Origin of the sequence: Pseudoduganella sp. OTU4001 (assembly GCF_038440195.1) — a bacterium.
GTDB lineage: Bacteria > Pseudomonadota > Gammaproteobacteria > Burkholderiales > Burkholderiaceae_D > Rugamonas.
This window is the reverse complement of the sequence record NZ_JASATG010000028.1, coordinates 41,909-62,501: the sequence shown is the minus strand read 5'-3', so window position 1 is coordinate 62,501 and position 20,593 is coordinate 41,909. Positions and strand designations below refer to the sequence as shown.

The following is a 20,593-nucleotide window of genomic DNA, read 5'->3' as shown; positions in this document are numbered from 1 at the left end:
CCCCCCCCGGCCCCCATGGCGATCCCCACGCCCAGCGCGGTGAACACGCGCACTGTAAAGCTGGCGTGGCGTTTCTGCTGCATTGCGAGGAAGGCCAGCACGACGGCCGCGATGGCCAGGTTGAGGATCACTTGCAGGTTCATGTAGGGGGGGCTGCGGCTTAATTTTTGGAATCGACAGATTCTAATGTAATTGGTGTAGTCTTGCCTATTTGCTGTGCCGCGGTTCCAACGTCGCTACGAAAGGAATAGCCATGTCAAAGCAAACGATGAAGGTGGGCACCCGGCTGGCGCTGGGCTTCGGCCTGGTGCTGGCGCTGATGGCCGGGGTGTCCGGCCTGGGCATCTACAATATGCAGCGCATCCACGCCCAGCTGGAAAAGGTGGTGCAGCTCAATGTGGCGAAACTGACCCACGTGCAGGATATGTCGGAAGCGGTGCACATCGTGGCGCGCGTCACGCGCAGCGTGGTGCTGCTGTCGGACGATGCAGCCATGCAGCGCGAACTGCCCAAGCTGCGGGCCGCGCGCGAACAGTACAACCGGGCGCAGGCCGCGCTGGAAGCCTTGCCGGCTAGCGAGGAGGGCAAGGCGATCCGCGCCCGCATCCGCGCCCTGCAGCAGGAGGCGCGTCCGCTGACCGACCAGGTGCTGCAGCTGGCCAGCCAGCATAAGGACGAGGAGGCGGTGGCGCTGCTGATGTCCAAATCCGGCCCGGCCACCCAGCGCTGGCAGGATGCGATGGACGAAGACGTCCAGCTGCAGCGCAAGCACAACGCCAGCGACGCGGCGGCCGCCACCGAAGCCTACGCCGCCGCGCGCAACCTGATGCTGGCCATGAGCGCGGTGGCCCTGGTGGCCGGCATCGCGGCCGCCTCCCTGATCGCGCGCCGCCTGCTTGGCCAGCTGGGCGGCGAGCCCGATGTGGCGGCCGACATCGCGGGGCGCATCGCGGCGGGCGACCTGACCGTGCAGGTGCCTATCCGCCGCGACGACCAGGGCAGCATGATGAAGGCCATGTCCGTCATGCGCGACAGCCTGCTGCGCATCGTGTCCGAAGTGCGGCAGGGCACCGACACCATCAACCACGCCGCCACCGAAATCGCGGCCGGCAATATGGACCTGTCCTCGCGCACCGAGCAGCAGGCCAGCGCGCTGGAGGAAACCGCCTCCTCGATGGAGCAGTTGACCAGCGCCGTGCGCGAAAACGGCAGCAATGCGCGCCAGGCCAACGAGCTGGCGGCCGCCGCCACCGCCGTGGCGCAGCAGGGCGGCGCCGTGGTGGGCCAGGTGGTGCAGACCATGGGCACCATCAGCGATTCTTCGCGCAAGATTTCCGACATCATCGGCGTGATCGACGGTATCGCCTTCCAGACCAATATCCTGGCCCTGAATGCGGCGGTGGAGGCGGCGCGCGCCGGCGAGCAGGGGCGCGGCTTTGCGGTGGTGGCGACCGAGGTGCGCCAGCTGGCGCAGCGCTCCGCGGCCGCGGCCCGGGAAATCCGCGACCTGATCGTCAGCTCGGTGCAGCAGGTGGAGCAGGGCAGCGCGCTGGTGGAGCGGGCCGGCGCCACGATGGAGCAGGTGGTGGCGTCGGTGCAGCGGGTGTCGCAGATCATGCGCGAGATCACGGCCGCCGGCGACGAGCAAAGCGCCGGCATCGAGCAGATCAACCGCGCCGTGACGGAGATGGATACGGTGACGCAGCAGAACGCCGCGCTGGTGGAGGAGGCCGCTTCAGCGGCCGAAGCGCTGAAGCAGCAGGCGGCCCAGCTGGAACACGTGGTCGGCGTGTTCCAGCTGCAGGGGCATCAGGAGGTGGCCATGCGCACCGCCGCCAGCAGCAGGCCGATGAAGCAGCCGGCCGCGATCAGCGCGCCGGCCAGCACGTAAGCCGGGCGCAGGGCGCCGACGTCGCGTTCGAAATCGCTGCGCCGGCGCAGGCCGATGAAGGACCAGGCCACGGCCAGCATGGTCGCGCCGAAACCGCGTTGTTGTTTGTTTTCCATGTCGTTTTCCTTTCGAGGTCGGGCCTATTGTGCGCCGGCCCGGCCCCGAAAAACAGGCGCAGAAACGCCTGCCAACGACCGTATCAGTTGCTGGCCGCCGTGCCGCGCAGGCGGTCCAGGGCCTTCAGCAGGCCGCTGCGCTGGCCGCCGGCCCAGTCCAGCCGGTCCAGGTCCATGTCGCCCAGCGACTCCAGGCTGGCGGCCGCCTCGTCGCTGCCGCCGTCGGCCATCTCCTGCATTTCCTCGTACAGCACCGGGTAGTTCTGCACGCGCAGCATGACCTCGTCCGCCACCTCGTCGTCCACCAGGGCGTCGCCCCAGGCCAGCAGGCGTTCGCCCAGCGCCGCCAGGGCGGCCTGGCGTTGCGGCGCGGCCGCCTGCTGCAGCAGCATGTCGAAACTGGCCAGCGCCTCGTGCAGCTGGCGCAGGCAGGCCGCGACGTGGCAGGCGTAGGTGGCGAATTCGCGCCCCAGCGGGCCGGGGCTGGCCAGCGCCACGCCGCCCGCCATGAACAGCAGGTGCCAGCTGGCCAGCAGGGCGTCGCCGCCCAGGACCGGGCCGGCCGCCGTCACTTGCCAGGGCTGGCGCGCCGTCAGCTGCGGCAGCTGGCGCTCGGCGCGCGCCACGCTTTGCTGCAGCAGGTCCAGCCGCTGCGCATAGGCGCAGTCGGCGCGGCACTGGCGCAGGTGCTCGAGCAGGGGGGCGGCGATGGTGTCGAGGCCGCGCCAGCGGCCAAACGGCGGCAGGGCGGCGCTGCGGCCGGGCTGGGCTGGCGCCAGCAGGTGGTGCCGGGCACGCATGCCACGGCTCAGGAGCCAGGTGTCGGCGGGTTTCAAGTGGAGCATCGAGTCCATCGTTTCCTCCCTCAACTGTTGAAGGAATTGTGAACCTTTTACCAAGCCCCCGCAAGCGTCATGCGCCGCCGCCGGCGATGCGGTTGCGCCCGCCGCGCTTGGCCTGGTACAGCGCGTCGTCGGCGCGCTTCAGCACCTCCTCGCCGGAGTTGTCGCCCGGCAAGAACTGCGCCAGGCCGCCGCTGCTGGTGACGCCGCTGCCGATGCTGCCCAGCCCGGCCAAGGTGGCGGCGATGCGCTGGCGCAGGCGCTCGGCGATGGGGCCGGCCTGCGCCAGCGTGGTATGTGGCATCAGGACCACGAATTCGTCGCCGCCTAGGCGTGCCGGGGCGTCGGTGGCGCGCAGTTCGCGCCGGCAGACTTCGGCGGTGGTCTTGATCACCACGTCGCCGGCCAGGTGGCCGTGCTCGTCGTTGACGCGCTTGAAGTGGTCGAGGTCGAATATCAGCGCCGCCATCGGCGTGGCATAGCGCTCGAAGGTGTCGAAATGCTCGGCCAGCACGCCCATCAGCTTGCGCCGGTTGAGCAGGCCGGACAGGGCGTCGACTTCGCTTTGCGTGCGCAGCTGCACTTCCAGCTCCTTGCGCGGCGTGATGTTGCTGGCCACCCACAGCACGGCGTCTTCGCCCGCCACCAGGAAGTCGAGCGCCTTGATGCGGCCCTCGAACCACAGGCGCGGCGTGGCGCGCTCGGCTTGCCAGCCTTTCACGTCGTCCGGCGCCAGGCTGTATTCGACGATGTGCAGGGCCTGCCGCTGCAGCGCATGCCGCAGCTGCTGCAGATACCAGTCGGCCTTGTCCGGCGCCAGGATGTCGTGCACGGTCTTGCCGATCAGGTAGGAACCGTCGTGGTAATAGCGCGCGTCGATGCCGCCAAAGATGGCCATGTAGCGGCCGCTGCGGGTCAGGATGAATGCCGGGTCGGGCAGGGCCTGCAAGATGGCTGCCAGTTGGTTACCGGAAAATAGTGTTTCGTCGCGCATGTCCTGGACGTTAGCAGAGCGCGGCAATAACGCAAAAAATGTTAATAGAAGTTCACGTTCGTTAACATTCTTGAAGCCACGCCAGCTGGCCGCTGGCCGCGTCGTCGAGCCGCGCCGCCAGCGCCGCGGCGGCCTGCTCGGCCACGCGGAAGGCCAAGGTCACGCGCTCGCCATGCGCGACCGCCAGCAGTTCGGCGCCGGCCGCCGCCAGTTCGCGCCGCAGCCGGCCTTCCAGCGCATACGGCAGGCTGCAGCGCAGGGCGCTGTAGCGCACGATGGCGATCTTCTCCGCCGTCAGCAGCGCTTGCGCCACGCAGTCGGTATACGCGCGCACCAGGCCGCCGGCCCCGAGCTTGATGCCGCCGTAGTAGCGCACCACGGCCGCCAGCACCCCTGCCAGGTCCTGGTGGCGCAGCACGTCCAGCATCGGGCGCCCGGCCGTGCCGGCCGGTTCGCCGTCGTCCACCGCCGCCGACTGGCCGCCCGCCAGCAGCGCCCAGCAGACGTGAGCGGCGTCCGGATGGGCGGCGCGCAGGCCGGCCACGATGGCCTGCGCCGCGGCACGGTCGGCCACCGGGTGGAGGTAGCCTAGAAAGCGGCTTTTCTTGACCAGCAGTTCGCTGGTGGCTGGGGCGGCAATGGTTTGTGGCATGGGGCCAACATGATACCTCCTTTGCGGGTTGGCATGCCGTACAATGCCGTTGCACATTTTTCAATGACTTTATGGCAGCGACCTTCCGTATCCGGACCCTCGGTGTACAGCCCGGCTTGCAGCGCGAGCGGGTCGAGGCGCGCCTGATGCTGCTGTTCCGCCGCCCGCTGGCGGCGGTGCGCCCGATCGCCGACGGCAATGGGGCGCTGCTGAAAAAGGGCCTGGACCTGGCCAGCGCCGAACGCTACCGCGAGGCGCTGGCGCGCTGCGGCTGCGCCAGCGCGATCGAGGCCGATACCGTGCTGCCGGCCGCGCGCGCGGCGCTGGCCGACTACGCCGCCCTGCTGCAGGCCCAGCTCGCCGCGCTCGACCCGGGCCGCCGCTGGCAGTACCTGGCCGAGGAGGGCGAGCTGTTCGGCGTGCCCGGTCCGGCCTCGCCGTACCCGCTGGAACTGGCGGTGCCGCTCGAGCGCCTGTACCAGGAATGGCTGGCCGCCTCGCCGGCCGCCAGCGACGACCTGCTGCGCTACACGGCCGGCATGGTCCTGATGGGTAACACCCCCGGCACCGTGGAGGAAGCGGCGCGCTACCTGCTGCCGATCGTGCGCAACAGCGCCGAACGCGGACAAGCCATGCTGGCCGCCGCGCGCGGCTACTCGCCGCTGCTGTTCCGCCCCCTGTGCGAGGGACTGGAAGTGGGCCTGGCCTACCACCGCGGCAGCGTGGTGCACCGCGTGGCGCAAGCCCACCTGGACGCCTGGGACATGAGCGAGGACGCCGCCTTCGACGCCGCCTTCGCCAACCTGCGCGCCCGTTCCAGCCTGCCGCTGCAGTCGTCGCCGCAGGGCGTGTTCGGCGGCGCCTGGGACGACGGCTACGATTCCTCGCGCATGCTGCTGCCCGAGCTGCTGGCCGCGGTGGTCACGCACGGCCGCCCGGTGGTGATGGTGCCCACGCGCGGCCTCCTGATGGTGTGCAGCGACAAGTGCGAGGTGGGGCTGGACGCGATGCTGAAAGCGGCCATCGACGCCATGCGCGAAGAGAAGATGGTCACGCCGCGCATGCTGCGCCTGGTCGACGGCCGCTGGCAGGTGTTCGTGCCGCCGGCGCATGCGCGCCGCCTGAACAGCCTGGCCAAGTACGCCGACAGCAACGACTACCGCATGCAGAAGGAATTGCTGAAGGCGCGCGCCGCCGCCAGCGGCCAGGACCTGTACATCGCCACCTATATGGTCGGCAAGACCGGCCCCGAACAGCGCCGCACCAGCGCCTGCACCTGGACCCGCGGCGTGCCCAGCCTGCTGCCGCGCACCGACTTGCTGTGCTTTGCCGACCCGGCCAGCAGCGACGCCCCCATCACCGTGCGCTGGGACGCCGCGCAGCCGGTGATCGGCGCCCTGATGCAGCGCACCGGCGACTGCCCGCCGCGCTACCTGGTGGACGGCTTCCCCAACGCCGTGCAGCTGGCGCAGCTGGCCGATATCGCCGCCGCCGCGCGGCGCGAAGCGAAAGAGCAGGCGCGCGCCCAGGCCAAGGCCGCCCAGGCCGACCATGATGCCGCCGCGCCCACCGTGCTGCTGGCGCCGCCGCGCCCGGCCTGGCAGGCGCTGCGCACCGTGTTCGCACGCTGGGCCGATACCAAGCCCGCCCATGCTCGATAACAACGCCCTGGTGGCCGCCGCCACCCCCGTCTTCCTGCTGATGATCGCGGCCGAGGCCTGGTGGGCGGCGCGCCGCCGCATCCAGGCCTACAGCCTGGCCGACAGCATGACCAGCATGGCCTGCGGCATCTGGACCGTGACCCTGGAAGTGTTCACCAAGTCGGCCATGCTGCTGGCCTATGCCTGGGTCTTCACGCACTGCGCGCTGTGGCAGTCCGCCCCCGATTCGGCCTGGACCTGGATCTGGTCCTTCCTCGCCTTCGACTTGGTGTACTACTGGGCCCACCGCTGGTCGCACGAGATCAACTTCCTGTGGGCGGTGCATGCGCCGCACCACCAGAGCGAGGAATTCAACCTGTCCACCGCGCTGCGCCAGGGCGCCTTCCAGGACGCTTTCCACGCGCCGCTGTTCATGCTGCTGGCGGTGCTGGGTTGCCCGCCGGGCGTGTTCATCATCCAGCTCACGCTCAGCAAGTTCTACCAGTTCTGGATCCACACCCGCCTGATCGGCCGCGTGCCGCTGATCGAAGGCATCCTGAACACGCCCAGCGCGCACCGCGTGCACCACGCCGTCAACGACGTCTACCTGGACCGCAACTACGCCGCCACCCTGATGCTGTGGGACCGCCTGTTCGGCACCTATATCGAGGAAGGCGAGCCGTGCGTGTACGGCGTGCGCAAGGGCGCGCCCGGCTGGAACGGCGTGTGGGCGCAATTCGCCTGGCCGGCCGTGATGTGGCACGACGCGGTGCGCACCGCGCGCTGGCGCGACAAGCTGCAGCTGTGGTTCCGCCGCACCGGCTGGCGCCCCGCCGACGTGGCCGCGGCCGACCCCTGGCCGCCGTTCGAGCTGCCGGCCGGCCGCCTGTACGTGGCCACGCGCGCCAGCAGTGGCGGCGGCAAGCATTGGACGGTGGCGGCCGTGCTGTGCTTCATCGCCGCCGTGCTGCTGCAAAACCAGCTGATCACCCACGCCGCGTCGCTGGCGCTGCTGCCCAAGCTGGCCCTGGTGGCCGCCGTTACTGCGGCGCTGCTGCTGGTGGCGTACTGCCTGCGAGCGCCCGCGCCGCCTGCGCCTTCTGCCGCCAGCGCACCAGCCAATACATCGGCAGGCTGACCGCGCCCAGCGCCATGCCCCACCAGAATGCCTCGCGCCCCATGCCGTAGAAGGCCAGCAGCGAGAACACGCAAGTCATCACCGCGCTGGCCGACAGCGCCGGGCCGCGCGCCAGCACGCCGCGCCGGTGCAGCTTGAACACCGCCGCGCCGCCCACCAGGTAGAGCGGCATGCTGGCCGCCGTCACCACCAGCGTCAGGAAGGTGAAGCCCTCGGCCAGCGAGCGGCTGTAGTTCATGCCGATCATGGCGCTGGCCAGCACCCCCATCAGGATCAGCGACCAGCCCGGCGCGCCGTGGCGGTTGGGCGCCTTCAGCCGCGCCGGGAAGATGCCGTGCGCCGCCATCGACGCCGTCACTTCGCCCGCCAGCATGGTCCAGCCGTTCAGCGCCCCCAGGCCGCTGAAGATCACGGCCAGCGCCAGCCAGTGGCCGCTGCCGGCATCCCAATAGCGCCGGAACAGGTCCACGAAGGGCGCGTTCGACGCCGCCAGCTCGGCTTGCGGCAACAGCAGCAGCGGGATCGCGCACACCGACACGTACACCGCCGCCGCGATCAGGGTGCCGGCAATGGTGGCGCGCGGGATGGTGCGCTCCGGCTGCTGCACCTTGGTGGCCGGCAGCGCCGCGCACTCCACGCCCAGCATGGCAAACAGCGCGATGGTGCCCGCCGCCGCCGTGCCGTCCAGCGTGAAGGGCGCGTCCGGCAGGTGGGCGCTGTAGGCCGCGCTGTCGGCGCCGAACACCCATAGCCCCAGCAGCACGATGGCGCCCATCGGCAGCAGCTTGAGCGCCGCCGACACCAGCTGCACGCGGCCCGAAGCCAGCGCCCCGCGCAGGCTGACCAGCACGAAGAACCAGATGATCGCGATGCCCGCCAGCGGCGGCAGGGCCGGGTGGCTGCCCAGCACCGGCAGCAAGGTGGTCAGGTAGCCGACGATGCCGATCGCCAGCGCCGCATTGGTGACCCATACCGAGACCCAGTAGCACCACATGGTGAAGAAGGCCACGCCGTTGCCGAAGGCGCGCCGGCAGTAGCCGTATGGCCCGTCCTGCTCCGGCATGGCGCGCGCCAGGCGGGCGAAGACGTGGGCGATGAACAGGCAGCCGACCACCGTCACCGCCCATCCCGCAAAGGCGTTGCGCCCGAACGGCGCCAGCGCGGCCGGCAGCATGAAGATGCCCATGCCGATCATATTCCCCACGATCAGGGAGGTGCACATCCAGAAGCCGAGCGGCTTATCCATGGCGTGCATAGGCCGCGCGCAGCAGGTTCTGGAAGTGCCATACGCCGCTCTCGCGCTTCGGGTTCAGCCGCCCGGCGCTGTACGAGCCGGACGCCAGCCCTTGCTGCACATGCTCGCAGATGCTGATGTCCTCGGCCTGGATCTCGTCGCTGAAGGCCTGCTCGGCCTGCACCCGCGCCTGCACCTCGGGATCGTCGGTGTAGTAATAGTCGAACTCCACGATGCAGTGGCCGTGGCCGGCCGGCAGGATGCGGTTGGTCTGCAGCCGCCCCGGCGTGATGTTCAGCATGATGTTGGGGTAGATGAAGTAGTACCAGGCATTGCCGTCGCCGTAGATGCCGTCGTTGTTGCGCAGCGGCGAATGCTGCAGCGAATGCCACTGCGCGAGTTCGGTATCGTAGACGCGGTAGTCGAGCACCTTCGACAGCCCCGGGTGCACGAAGGGCAGGTGGTAGCCCTCCAGGAAGTTATCGATGTACACCTTCCAGTTGCATTCGAGCTTGTAGGTGTCGCGCTTGGCAAAGCGCATCTGCGACAGCTCGGTCGGCGCGATGCGCCCGGCGATGCCGGCAAACACCTGCTCGAACGGCGGCGCCGAGGCGTCCAGCGCCACGAACACCAGGCCCTGCCACTCGCGCACGCGGATGCCTTGCAGGCGGACGGCGGATTTGTCGAAATCGCGCGCATCCTGCATTTCCGTGGCGGCGCGCAGCGCGCCGTCCAGCTCATAAGTCCAGCCGTGGTATTTGCAGTGCAGCGCCCGCGCACCCTTGCCGTTGCAGGTCGCCAGCGGCCCGGCGCGGTGCCGGCACACGTTGAAGAAAGCCTGCAGGCTGCCGTCCGCCTGGCGCACGATGATGATCGGCTTGCCCGCGATATCGCCCACCACATGGTCGCCCGCCGCCTGCAGCTCGCCGCTGTGCGCCGCCAGCTGCCAGGTGCCGCCGAAGACGGCGCGCTGTTCGAATTCCAGCCAGTGCGGCTCGGTGTAGAAGCTGGCGTGCAGCGCGTGGGCCTGGTCCAGCGGCTCGATGCGGCAATGCTCCTGCAGGGTCATTACTGGGCTCCTTGGCGGGAAAAACCCAATGTCTCACAATTTCAGCGCCGCGTGAAGCTGTACCTAGGCCGGATGTATCGGCGCATCGGCCAGCGCGCCAGCCACCGTCATCCAAGGGCGGATGCGCCAGTTCACCACCAGGCCATTTTTCACGTACGGATCGTTGGCGACGAAATCCTCCACCACGGCCGGCGCATCGGCCTTGAACCACAGCAGGGCGCTGTCGACCGGATCGGCCAGCACGCCGCCCAGCTGGAATTCGCCGCGGCCGTGGGACTCCCACGCCAGCTTCAGGTGCGCATCGCGGAACTCGGCGCGCCGCTCCAGGTAGTCGGGCGCATAATCGTAAATCAGGACGTAGTGCATGCAGGCCTCGCAAAGGGATGGGGAGGCCAAGTATAGGCGAAACAAAAAAGCCCCGTCCGAAGACGAGGCTTTTCTGCTGATACTGGTAGGCCGTGCGGGGCTCGAACCTGCGACCAACGGATTAAAAGTCCGCTGCTCTACCAACTGAGCTAACGACCCGAAGGGCACGAATTATATCGACCTGAAACACATTTCGCAAGAGTCCGGGCATAATGCTGCCCTTGCAAATGGAGCGATAGCATGACCTACGAAGAATACCTCGACGAAGTGACCACCCTGATCTTCGAAAAATACAACCTGAAGGAAGCCGCCGCCATCAAGCTGGTGGTGGACGCGCAGGACGCCGAATTCTTCGTGCGCCACGACGACGACAAGAAGCTGCGCACCGTCGACCAGGCCCACAAGGACGCCAAGACGCTGTACCAAGCCTCGCTCGCCAAGAAGAAGTGAATTAATAAAAAAGCATGGCAATAGTGTAAGATTGCGCTCCCCGATTCCCTTGGAGAGCCAGCAAAAATGCACGTTGAATTGCCTAAGAAAGGCGCGCTCGCTTCGGCGAAGGCGTTCGCCGGTGAGTACGCGATGATTGTGGTCAGTATCCTGACCGCGCTGGCGCTGGAACATGCGGCGCAAAGCTGGCACCACCGGCACCGTGCGCACGAGGCGCAGGCGAATATCGAGACTGAAATCCGTGCCAACCTCGCCGAGCTGCGCTCGGTCATGCAAAAGAACCAGCAGGAGATCGACAAATTGGGCGCCGTCCGCGCCGCTCTGCGCGAAGATATCAGCAACAACGTCGACGACCAGCAGTTGTTGAACCACGTGCGCGAATCGAGCAACGGCAAGTTCGGCATGAACCAATATACGCCAACGCTGCGCCGCGAGGCGTGGGAAGTGGCGGTGGCCAGCCAGGCCGCCAGCTGGATCGATCCTGTGCTGCTGCAACGCTATGCTGGCGTGTACGCGCTGCAGCGCGATATCGGCCAGAGTAGCTACAGCTCCGGGCGCCAGATGCTCGATGCGCCGGCCTTCGTCAACCGCATGGCCGATGTCGAATTCGTCAAAGTCGACAGGACTGGCCTGTACTACGCGGTGGTGCAGATGCAGGGCGCCTTGAGCAGCACCCAGGGAAATTACGCCGAACTTGAACGCGAGCTGGTGCGCGTGCTGCCGAAGTCCTGACGCAGCGTCATGGAGTTGTCACTTTAGCCACCTAGAATCCGCCTCGTTCTTAACTTTCGACGAGGCGGCAATGAACAAGACGGTATCGGTAGTAATGGCAGCGGCAGCGCTGTCGGCCTGTGGCGGCACGGACGTGGCGCCGCTGCCAACCCTGGATGGCAAGCCGGCCATGGTGGTGGCCCACCGCGGCGCCAGCGGCTACATCCCGGAAGAGACGGTGGAAGCCTACGCGCGCGCGATCGAGCTGGGCGCCGATGCGATCGAGCCGGACGTGATCTCCACCAAGGACGGCGTGCTGATTGCCCGCCACGATCCCAACCTGGCCTATAGCACCGACGTGGCCCAGCACCCCGAGTTCGCGGCCCGCAAGCGCACCCTGAGCGTGGACGGCGAAGTGCAGGAGGGCTGGTTCGCCAGCGACTTCACGCTGGCGGAAATCAAGACCCTGGGCGGCATCTCGACCGATGCCGAGCGCCCGCAGCAATTCAACGGCAAGTACAAGATCGCGACGATCCAGGAAATCGTCGACATGATCAAGAAGAGCGGCCGCAGCATCACCATCTACCCGGAAACCAAGAACCCGACCTTCCACCGCCAGCAAGGCGTGCCGCTGGAAGACAAGCTGCTGGCATTGCTGTCCAGCGCCGGCTGGAGCGACGCCAGCGCGCCGGTGTTCATCCAGTCCTTCGAGCCGGGCAGCCTGAAATACATGCGCGGCAAGGGCTCCAGACTGAAGATGGTGCAGCTGATCGATGCCGACGACGTCGACCTGAAGACCGGCGCGCTGACCTATGCCGCGCCATACGATAAACCGTACGACTGGGCCCAGGCTGGCGACAAGCGCAAGTTCAGCGATATGGTGACGGCGGCCGGACTGGCCGAGATCAAGACCTACGCCGACGGCATCGGCCCATGGAAGCGCTACATCGTCAGCGTCAAGGGCGAGCTGGATGCCAGCGGCAAGGTGAAGGACGTGAACGGCGACGGCAAGGTCAACGAAGCCGACACCACCACGATGGCGCCGACCACGCTGGTGGCCGACGCCCACAAGGCGGGCTTGTTCGTGCATCCCTACACCTTCCGCAACGAAAAGCGCCGCCTGGCGGGCAACTACAAGGGTGATCCGGTGCAGGAGTACAAGCAGTTCTTTGCCATTGGCATTGACGGCCTGTTCTCCGATTTCGCCGATACCGCACTGGCGGCGCGCACCGAATACCTGAAGGAAGCGGGACGCTAACCCTTAGAACTTGTAGTTGTACTCGGCCGAGAAGCGCACCTGGCGTTCCGGTGCGCGCCCCAGCACCTGGCCGTAGTACGCGCTGACCTTGTTCTTGCCGGCGTTGTACACCGGATCGGTGGCCATCGTGGTCTGGCGGTTGAACAGGTTGAACACGTCGGCTTTCAGCGCCAGGCCTTTCACGAGCTGCGGCATGTAGGTCGCATTCAGCGCCACGCGGAAGTCGGTCGGCATGCGGCCGAAAGAGCCGCGTTGCGCCGGCTTCTCGTCGCAGTAGTAGGTGGCCGAGCCGTACCAGCCGCCAGGGTTGTTGTTGACGTTGAGCGCCTTCGGCAGGTTGCCGATGCAGGACTTCGGACCGCCGCTGACGATGTTGATGTTGGCGCCGAGGTTCCATTCCGGGGTCAGCTGGTAGTAGCCAAACGCTTTCACAACGTGCGTGTGGTTGTTGGCCAGCAGGCCTTCGGCGTTGGCCATCAGCTCGGGGAAGTCGTAGGCGGTGGTGGCGGCGATGTCGGTCTGGCCGATATCGGAGTGCACCTGGCCTTCGAAGTTGCCCTTCAGGCGCGACAGCGTGTAGTTCACCTTGCCGTACCAGCCGTTACGCAGCGGATGCTCCAGGAAGAAGTCCAGCGCCGTGTACTCGCGCTTGACTTTCGGCAGGCCGATTTCCTCCGCCGTCAGCGGGATCGTCACCAGCTTGCCGTCGCCGCGCAGGTCCAGGGTCAGGGTGTTGTCGCGGCCCGGGTTGACCAGCAGGCACGGCATGCCGTAGTTGCTGGTGTCGATGTTGTTGCGCTTGGCCCAGGCATCGACCGGACGCTGGTCGCACCAGTCTTCGATGGTGTTGCGCAGCGTGCGGTAGGTCAGCTTGCTGCCGGCGTTGTAGGCAGGCGTCAGCGCCATTTCAAAGCCCAGCGCCAGTTCGTCCTGGTAGTTGGCGCCCAGGTTGGCCGATGCCACCTGGCGCGGATCCTTCGCCTTGCCGTATTCGTTACCGGCCGAGAATGGCGGGCTGATTTCGGTCAGGCCGGTCGGCGCGCCGGTCTTCGGATCGACACCGGTGTAGGTGTAGTAGTGGTCGATGTGGACCGGGTTGCCGGCCAGGCGCAGCGCCACGCTGGTCGGGATCTGCAGGTGGTAGCGGCCGGCGTTGGCGAAGGCTTTCAGGGTGCCGTCGCCGCGCACGTCCCACGACGCGCCCACGCGCGGCGCCAGCATGTGGCGCTGGGCGGCGTAGGATTCGCCGAAGCTGTTCTTGTTGGTGAACTGTTCGTTGCGCAGGCCCAGGTCCAGCAGCAGGTTGTCGGTGACCTGCCAGCGGTCCTGGATGTATTGCGCGGCCTGGTCGGTCTTCGGCGAGGCCGAATCGCTCTGGTGGTAGATGTTGACGTAGTAGCCCTGCAGGCCGTAGCCGCCGCCCGATGCCGGCGAACGGCCGCCGGTCACCGGCTCGTTCGGGTCGGCTTTCAGGTAGTAGTAGGTGCCGCCGCCGGCCAGTTCCGAGCCGTTGATGGAGGACACGTTGTTGCGGTCGATACCGACGCGCAGCGCGTGGTTGCCCAGCTTGTACTCGACGTCCAGGCGCAGGGTCGATTGCTTGTCTTCCGCGTTATCGACCTGGATGGTGCCGCCGATGGTTTGCGGGTTGACATAGACCAGCCCCGGCACCTGGTTGCCGACCGGTGCGCTGACCTGGTAGAGGCCCGGCACATAGCCTTCGCGGCTTTGCGGATAGGTCGACTTGAAGCGGCCGGCCAGTGCGGTCACGGTCAGGTTGTCGGTCAGGAAGCCGGTGTACTTGAGGATCGAGTCGTCGGTCTTGGCGGCATCGCCGGTGGTGCCGCCCGCGCGCACATTGTTGCGGTTCAGGGTGGCGTAGTCGAAGCCGTAGTTCTGCTGCTTGCGCTGGTACTCGTCGTGGATCTGGGTGAACTCCAGGCGGTGCTCGTCGGTGATGTTGTAATCGAGCTTGGCCATGTAGCGCGGGGTATTGGTGGCGCGCTCGGTCCAGCCGTTGGTCTTGTTGACCGAATCGGAGTTCTTGCTGATGTAGTCGGTGGTGAAGCGGTCCATCTCCACGTTGGCGAACATGAACAGCTTGTCCTTGATCAGCGGGCCGCCGACGTAGGCGCTGCCGAAGACGTCGTTGGCGGTGTTGCTGCCACGGTAGGTCAGCAGCTTGCCGTCGGTGCTCGGGTTGGCGCCGGTCTGCGGGTAGTAGGTGTTCTCAGGCTTGGCGCGCAGCGCGTTCGGCGTGTACTGCAGGACCGCGCCGGCTTCCCAGCGGTTGGTGCCGCTCTTGGTGGTGATGTTCACCACGCCGCCGGTGGAGCGGCCGAATTCGGCGCTGTAGCCGCCTTGCAGGATCTGCGCCTGGGCGATGGCGAAGAACGGCAGGGTGGTGGAGCCGATCTGGCGGTACACATTGGTGACCGGGAAACCGTTGATGTAGTAGGCGTTCTCGGTCACGCCGGAGCCGCCGAAGCTGTCGCCGCCGACGCGCGGGTTGCCGCGCGTGGTGCCCGGCGCCAGCTGGATGATGCCGGAGATGCTTTGCGCGATCGGCAGCGCGGCCAGCTGGCGCGCGGTGAACACGGCGCCGTTGTTGGTGTTGCTGACGTCAATCGTCGGACGGCGGCTGGTCACCATCACGGCCTGGACGGTTTCGAACGAAGCCTCCACACCCTGGCCGATCAGCGCTTCCACTTCCAGCGTGCGCTCGACATTGCCGCCGCGGACCAGGCTTACCTTGTACGCGCCCGGCTGCATGGAGCTGGCGTTATAGCGGCCGCTGGCGTCCACCGCGACGGTACGGCGTGCGCCGGTCGCCGTGTTCTCCAGCACCACGCTGGCGCCGTTGCCGTTGGCAACCTGGCCGAAGATGGTGCCGGTGGCGTTGGATTGGGCGAAGGCTGGCGCTGCGAAAGCCATCGCGAGGGCGTGTGCAATGAGCGTCATCCGCACACGTTGGGAAGGGTTCTTCATTTCGTCTCCTGAGGTGGTAAGTAATCGGCCGCACAACGGCGGCCGATGGAGACATGCTAGGGAAGAAGTTGATAGCGATCTAATGAATCTTTGGATGCGACCAATACCGAAAACGGTATAACGGTATAAATCAATCCGGCAGCGTGACCAGCAAGGGCGCTTTGCCGTCCCACAGCTGGTTCAGCAAAGTCTTGCCGTCCAGGCTGACGTGCACGCGCTGGCCGCCCTTGCTGCGCGTGGTGACGATGTCGATGCCGCTGCCTTGCCCGCCCGCGCCGAACGCGCGCATATGGCGCAGCGCCATGCCGGGCCAGCCCTTCGGCAGGCGCGGCGCGATGGTGAAGCTGCGCAGGCTGGTTGCTTCAATGCCGAACAGGCCTTCCGTCACCACGCGCGCATACAGGCCGCTTTCGGCGGACAGGTGGCGTTGCTGGCCTTCCGGCCAGGCTTCCACCGCATATGGCACGTGCTCGCCCAGCAGGCGGCGGCTGGAGTAGTAGCGCAGGTAGGGCATGGTGCGTTCCAGTTCGCCGGCTTTGAGCAAGCCGCGCAGTGCGTACAGGGTGGCGCGGTCCCAGAAGGTCTTGTCGCCGGCTTCGGTCAGCACGCCGTTTTCGGTCCACAGCAGCGGCGACAGCAGGGCGTCGACCGTGCCGCGCTGGCGTTCGTTGATGCCGAGCGCCAGCGGCAGGGCAATCCAGGCGCGCAATTTTTCATTGCCGTCGTAGTAGCGGTAGGTGTCGTAGCCGGCCATGCGGGCGCCGAAGTGCCGCTCGATGGCGCCGCGCTGCTGTTGCGCTTCCTGTTGCAGTTCGCTGGCGCGCTTGCTGTCGCCCAGCGATGCCACCAGCCGTGCGGCGCCTTCCAGGCCGCCGTAGGCCAGCACATTGGTCGACAGGTTGGCTTTACCGGCCGGGAAGCGGCCCTCCAGTTCGTCGCTGTCGGAATGGATGATGCCTTGCGCGTCGCGCTTGCGGCGTGTGAATTCCAGGCACCAGTCGATCAGGGGCAGCAGCTGGCGCGCGGTGCCGCTGTCGCCTTGCGCCAGGGCGAACTGGCTGGCGCCGTAGGAGATCATGGCGCAGTCGCCGCGGTCGCCGGCGCCGTTCCAGTAGCCGCGTCCTTCGGCGATGATGGAGGACGGGATCGGCTTGAAGTCGGTGTTCATATACCGCGCGAACAGGCCGAAGCTGGTCATGGCGCTTTGCACGGCGGCGCGGTCGCCCAGGTAGGGGAAGAAGGGGTTGACGTATTCGGCCTGGTCGTTGGCCCAGACTGCGGCGTAGTAGCGGGTGCCGCCGGGGCCGTGCAGCAGGCCGCCGCGCGTGGCGAACACGCTTTCGGCGGCGCGCACCTTGGAGAAGGCGAACATGGCGTCCAGTACCGGGTCGGGGGTTTCCAGTACCAGGTTGCCGCGCCACTGCGCTACTTTGCGGGCGCGCGCCTGCAGCGCTTCTTCGCCGTCCAAGTACACCATTTCATGCTGCAGGCGGCCGGTGGTGATCACGTCCACATGCATGCGCGCGCCGGGCGCCAGCGTGCCTTCGCGCGCCGGGGAGCGCACTTCGACCACGTAGGCGCCGTGGGTGCCGCGTTCGGCGGGCGTGGTTTCGCTGTGCGCCAGTGCGGCGATGCGGTAGCGGCGGGCGGCCTTGCCGGTGTTGGCCAGCTCCAGGCGTTCCACCAGGGCCGGCTCGTCGGGCGAGGGCGTCAGGGTGCGTGTCAGCAGCAGGCCCGGCTCTTGCCCCAGCTGCGATTGCAGTGCCAGGCGCCCGTCAAAGCGCACTTGCTGCAGGCGCTCGGCGGCGGCGGGCTGGCCGTCGATCTCGATGGCGGGTGTGGCTTCGCTGCCGAATTTGCGGATCAGGCTGGCGTGGGTGTCGTCAGGGATGGTGCGCAGCATCGGCCATACCACGGTGCGCGACAGCAGCAGCGAACCGTCGGCCTGGCTGCCGTAGTCGATCACGGCCGACACCTGGCGTCCGCTCATTTCGAGCTGGTCGCGGTGCACGTCCTTCACTTGCCAGCGGATGGAATTGCCTTCGAGCTGCCAGCGCGGCGTGAACGCCAGCGAGGCGCCGGCGGCCGTGGCGCAGGCGGCGAGGGTCGCGGCCAGCGTGGCCGCGCGGCTGAGGAATTTGCCTTGCATTCTGTTCTCCTTACTTCTTCTTACGGATAATCGCGGCCCAGCCGCCGCCTGGCGCCAGCTGCATGGTCAGGCGGCTATTGCGCGTCACGCTGGTGACGGCCTTCTGCACATCAATCGCAAACACCGCCGCATTCGGCCCATCCTCCATGCTGTCGGCCTGGTACTCGCCCTCGCCCAGGAAGGACAGGTCCAGCTCCAGGTCGCGCCCATCGGCCCCGGTCATCGCCCCCACGTACCAGGCATCGCCCCGGCGGCGCGCCATCGCGACATAGCGTCCTACCTGCGCGTGCAGCACCCGGCTCTCATCCCATTCAACAGGAATCTGGCGGATGAACTCCAGCGAGGACTGGTTGGCGCGGTATTGGGAAGGGCTGTCGGCCAGCATCTGCAGCGGGCTCTCGTAGAGCACATACATGGCCAGCTGGTGCGCCCGCGTGCCCTGGCTCATGGGGCGGTCGAAGCTGGCCACAAAATCCTTGCGGTGCGCATTGCTCATGGCGCCCGGCGTGTAGTCCAGCGGCCCCGCGAACATGCGGATGAAGGGCAGGGTGACGTCGTGCTCCGGCGTCTGCTTGTCACTCCACTTATTGTTCTCCAGCCCTTTCACGCCCTCGAAGGTCAGCACATTTGGCCAGGTTCGGTTCAAGCCGCTCGGCTTGAAATTGCCGTGGAAGTCCACCAGCAGCTTGCGCGACGCCGCCTCCTTCGCCACGCGCTCGTAATAGTTCACCATCCACTGGTCCGAACGCTGCATGAAGTCGACCTTGATGCCGGCCGCGCCCCAGCGCGCGAACTGGTCCAGCGCCGCCGTCATCTGCGAATCCAGCGTCTTCCACGACACCCACAGGATGATGCCGACGCCGCGCTGGCGGCCATAATCCATCAGCTGCTGCATATCGATTTCCGGCTTCACGGCCAGCAGGTCGCCCAGCTTGTACCAGCCTTCATCCATGATGATGTATTCGAGCCCGTTCTCCGCCGCGAAGTCGATGTAGTGGCGGTAGGTGCGCGTATCCAGGCCGGCCTTGAACGGCACGCCATACAGCTTGTTGCCGTTGTACCAGTCCCACGCTACCTTGCCCGGCCTGATCCAGCCGGTTTCCTTCAGCTCCTGCGGGTCGGCCAGCAGGTAGGGCATCTGGTTCAGCAGCAGGCCGCCGGCGTCGGCGGCAATGCCCAGGATGCGCCAGGGGAAGGCGCGCTTGCCTGCGGTGCGCGCGATGTACGGCGCCTCCTGCGTCACAGGGACATTGCGGTCGTCGCGCGCCATGTCGGCCAGCGCCACTTTCGGGAAGGTGGCGCGCAGGCCGGCCGCTTCGCCGCGCAGGTACAGGCCGGGGTAATCGCGCAGCGCCGATTCGGTGTACACCAGGTGCACGCCGCCACCCTGCACCAGGGCCGGCACGCCAACCAGCTTGCCCGCCGCATCGGCCACCGGCATTGGCTGGTAATAGTGCTCGTTATGCGACTGCATCGACTTTTCCTGCGGCCAGTACAGCGTGTCCTGCCCGCGCACATTGACGCCGGCCTGCTCGTCCTCCACCGTGACCTGGCCGGGCAGGGAGGTGCGGAAGCGGTAAGCCACGCCTTCATCGTAGGCACGCACCTCCAGCGCATAGCCGCCGGCAAAGTCCAGCTGCAAGGCGTTGTAATGGTCGCGCACCTGGCGCGATTTCTGCGCCACCACGGGCAGTACCGTGGCGTCGACGCTGTGGCGCTTCTGGCCCGTCAGGCGCGGCTTGTCGCCCAGGGTGCCGATGCCGCTCAGGGTCATGCCGATCGGCGTCGGCAGCACCAGCGGCACGCCGCGGTGGCTGACCGAGAACGCCAGCCGCTCGCCGGTGTCGATGGTGACCCGCAACTGCTTGTCGGGCGAGCTCAGTTCGAGGGAGCGCGCGGCATAGCTGGCCAGCGGCGCAATCAGCAGCAGGGCGCCGGCCAGCTGGCGCGCGAGGGAATAGTGTCTCAAGGGTGTCTCCGGATAGTAGCGGGCCGGCCCATGCTAAGTGCGCCGACCGATACCGATCCAATGACTTTTTAGGCGATTTCCATATCGAACTCGATATCCTTCACCGCCGCCGGCACCGGCAAGGGCGACTGCGGCTGCTGCGCCGCCGCTTCGCTGCGGATCGCCTGCAGCAGCAGTTCGGCGCCCGGCGACAGCAGGCGGTCGCGCCGGCGGATGATGCCGAAAGCGTCCATGCGGCAGTCCAGCTCCAGCGGCAGGATCGTCAGCAGGCCCAGCTCCTGGTAGCGCAAGGCCACGTCGGCCGACATCACGTTCAGCGCATCGCTCATTTGCAGCATGCTGGTGATCAGCACGATTTCGCTGGTATCGACCACGTCGCATGGCGGCTCCAGCCCGGCGTTGTGGAACAGCTGGTCGAAGCGCTGGCGCAGGATGCTGCCCGGCGGCGGCGTGATCCAGGGCGCCTGCGCCAGGTCGGCCAGGGTCAGGTCGCTGCGTCCGGCCAGCGGATGGGCGGCGCGCGCCACCGCCACCACCGGTTCCGGCGCCAGCTCCTCGTATTGCAGGTCGGCGTGGTCGTGGAAGCTGGTCATGCGCGCCAGCAGGAAGTCCAGCGTGCCGCGTTCCAGCCGCTCCAAAAGCTCGTTGCTGGACTCGATCTGCACCCCGATGCGCAGCTGCGGCACCTGCTGCTTGACGCGCGTGATGGCGCGCGGCAGCAGGCGCAGGGCCGGGGTCATCACGCTGCCCACGTCGACCTGGCCGGCCAGCCCCGATTTGAGGGCGATGATGTCCTCATGCGCGCGGGCCAGGCTGGTGAGCGCCATGCGCGCGTGGCGGATCATGCTTTCGCCGTAGATGGTCGGCTCCATGCCGCGCGGCAGGCGCTCGAACAGGGCGATGCCGAGCATATCCTCCAGGTCCTTGAGCTGCTTGGAGGCGGCCGGCTGGGTCATGCACAGCGCTTCGGCCGCACGGTGGATATTGCGCTCGTCGTCGATCGCAATCAGGAGCAGTAACTGGCGCGTTTTCAGGCGCGCGCGCAGGAACCAGTTTGGATTCGGAACATTCATGGCAGGGCATCTTTCGTATCGATGTCCGTTTGTAACATAACTAAATTGATATC

The 20,593-nt window shown here is 67.2% G+C and carries 17 protein-coding genes and 1 tRNA gene; 6 read left to right on the top strand and 12 right to left on the bottom strand.

All coding sequences use genetic code 11. The features are described 5' to 3' along the window. Window positions 1-253 precede the first annotated feature (253 nt). Window positions 254-1,891 carry a methyl-accepting chemotaxis protein gene (locus AAHE99_RS20870; protein ID WP_342119285.1) on the top strand — a complete coding sequence of 546 codons (1,638 nt, stop codon included), beginning with the start codon at window positions 254-256 and terminating at the stop codon, window positions 1,889-1,891. On the opposite strand, the gene AAHE99_RS20865 is transcribed toward AAHE99_RS20870, so the two are convergent. From AAHE99_RS20865 to AAHE99_RS20850, 4 genes are all read right to left on the bottom strand, one after another. Then, window positions 1,810-2,007, bottom strand: coding sequence for a DUF2970 domain-containing protein (locus AAHE99_RS20865; protein WP_342119284.1), 198 nt, complete (start codon window positions 2,005-2,007; stop codon window positions 1,810-1,812). The two genes, AAHE99_RS20870 and AAHE99_RS20865, sit on opposite strands and share 82 nt — an antisense overlap. Before the next feature lie 83 nt (window positions 2,008-2,090). Then, the gene (locus AAHE99_RS20860; RefSeq protein WP_342119283.1) at window positions 2,091-2,861 is read right to left on the bottom strand and encodes a hypothetical protein; all 771 of its coding nucleotides are present in this window, start codon (window positions 2,859-2,861) and stop codon (window positions 2,091-2,093) included. A 58-nt stretch (window positions 2,862-2,919) separates the two neighbouring features. Beyond that, window positions 2,920-3,843, bottom strand: a complete 924-nt coding sequence (locus AAHE99_RS20855; RefSeq protein ID WP_342119282.1) for a GGDEF domain-containing protein — start codon at window positions 3,841-3,843, stop codon at window positions 2,920-2,922. Window positions 3,844-3,904: 61 nt separating this feature from the next. Further along, window positions 3,905-4,495 carry an IMPACT family protein gene (locus AAHE99_RS20850; RefSeq protein WP_342119281.1) on the bottom strand — a complete coding sequence of 197 codons (591 nt, stop codon included), beginning with the start codon at window positions 4,493-4,495 and terminating at the stop codon, window positions 3,905-3,907. Window positions 4,496-4,566: 71 nt separating this feature from the next. Here AAHE99_RS20850 and AAHE99_RS20845 point away from each other — a divergent pair, with 71 nt between their 5' ends. Both AAHE99_RS20845 and AAHE99_RS20840 read left to right on the top strand, forming a co-directional pair. After that, window positions 4,567-6,156, top strand: coding sequence for a hypothetical protein (locus AAHE99_RS20845; protein ID WP_342119280.1), 1,590 nt, complete (start codon window positions 4,567-4,569; stop codon window positions 6,154-6,156). Beyond that, the gene (locus AAHE99_RS20840; protein WP_342119279.1) at window positions 6,146-7,273 is read left to right on the top strand and encodes a sterol desaturase family protein; all 1,128 of its coding nucleotides are present in this window, start codon (window positions 6,146-6,148) and stop codon (window positions 7,271-7,273) included. Before AAHE99_RS20845 ends, AAHE99_RS20840 begins: the two co-directional genes overlap by 11 nt. Here AAHE99_RS20840 and AAHE99_RS20835 read toward each other — a convergent pair. The 4 genes from AAHE99_RS20835 to AAHE99_RS20820 form a co-directional block, all read right to left on the bottom strand. Next, a complete protein-coding gene (locus AAHE99_RS20835) occupies window positions 7,176-8,519 on the bottom strand; it encodes an amino acid permease (protein WP_342119278.1) in 1,344 nt (447 codons plus the stop codon). The two genes, AAHE99_RS20840 and AAHE99_RS20835, sit on opposite strands and share 98 nt — an antisense overlap. Then, window positions 8,512-9,576 (bottom strand): aromatic ring-hydroxylating oxygenase subunit alpha, encoded by a 1,065-nt coding sequence (locus tag AAHE99_RS20830; RefSeq protein ID WP_342119277.1) that lies wholly within the window; start codon window positions 9,574-9,576, stop codon window positions 8,512-8,514. The genes AAHE99_RS20835 and AAHE99_RS20830 overlap by 8 nt, the downstream gene beginning before the upstream one ends. A 63-nt stretch (window positions 9,577-9,639) precedes the next feature. Next, entirely contained in the window at window positions 9,640-9,942 is a 303-nt protein-coding gene (locus AAHE99_RS20825; RefSeq protein WP_342119276.1) for a YciI-like protein, read from the bottom strand. An 83-nt stretch (window positions 9,943-10,025) separates the two neighbouring features. Beyond that, window positions 10,026-10,101, bottom strand: a tRNA-Lys gene (locus AAHE99_RS20820). A gap of 81 nt (window positions 10,102-10,182) precedes the next feature. Between AAHE99_RS20820 and AAHE99_RS20815 the strand changes: the two genes are divergently transcribed. The 3 genes from AAHE99_RS20815 (at window position 10,183) to AAHE99_RS20805 (ending at window position 12,361) form a co-directional block, all read left to right on the top strand. Continuing rightward, on the top strand, window positions 10,183-10,392 hold the full coding sequence (locus AAHE99_RS20815) for a hypothetical protein (protein WP_342119275.1): 210 nt from the start codon (window positions 10,183-10,185) through the stop codon (window positions 10,390-10,392). Window positions 10,393-10,458: 66 nt separating this feature from the next. Next, complete coding sequence (locus tag AAHE99_RS20810; RefSeq protein ID WP_342119274.1) at window positions 10,459-11,124, top strand: hypothetical protein; 666 nt, start codon at window positions 10,459-10,461, stop codon at window positions 11,122-11,124. A 70-nt stretch (window positions 11,125-11,194) separates the two neighbouring features. Continuing rightward, window positions 11,195-12,361 (top strand): glycerophosphodiester phosphodiesterase, encoded by a 1,167-nt coding sequence (locus AAHE99_RS20805; RefSeq protein ID WP_342119273.1) that lies wholly within the window; start codon window positions 11,195-11,197, stop codon window positions 12,359-12,361. Between the two features lie 3 nt (window positions 12,362-12,364). Here AAHE99_RS20805 and AAHE99_RS20800 read toward each other — a convergent pair whose 3' ends face one another. The 4 genes from AAHE99_RS20800 to AAHE99_RS20785 form a co-directional block, all read right to left on the bottom strand. Further along, window positions 12,365-15,349 (bottom strand): TonB-dependent receptor, encoded by a 2,985-nt coding sequence (locus AAHE99_RS20800; protein ID WP_342119272.1) that lies wholly within the window; start codon window positions 15,347-15,349, stop codon window positions 12,365-12,367. Between the two features lie 130 nt (window positions 15,350-15,479). Continuing rightward, window positions 15,480-17,498, bottom strand: a complete 2,019-nt coding sequence (locus AAHE99_RS20795; RefSeq protein ID WP_342119271.1) for a hypothetical protein — start codon at window positions 17,496-17,498, stop codon at window positions 15,480-15,482. A 10-nt stretch (window positions 17,499-17,508) separates the two neighbouring features. Further along, a complete protein-coding gene (locus AAHE99_RS20790; protein ID WP_342119270.1) occupies window positions 17,509-19,467 on the bottom strand; it encodes a glycoside hydrolase family 97 protein in 1,959 nt (652 codons plus the stop codon). A gap of 68 nt (window positions 19,468-19,535) precedes the next feature. After that, window positions 19,536-20,540 carry a LysR family transcriptional regulator gene (locus AAHE99_RS20785; RefSeq protein WP_342119269.1) on the bottom strand — a complete coding sequence of 335 codons (1,005 nt, stop codon included), beginning with the start codon at window positions 20,538-20,540 and terminating at the stop codon, window positions 19,536-19,538. Between the last annotated feature and the right edge of the window lie 53 nt (window positions 20,541-20,593).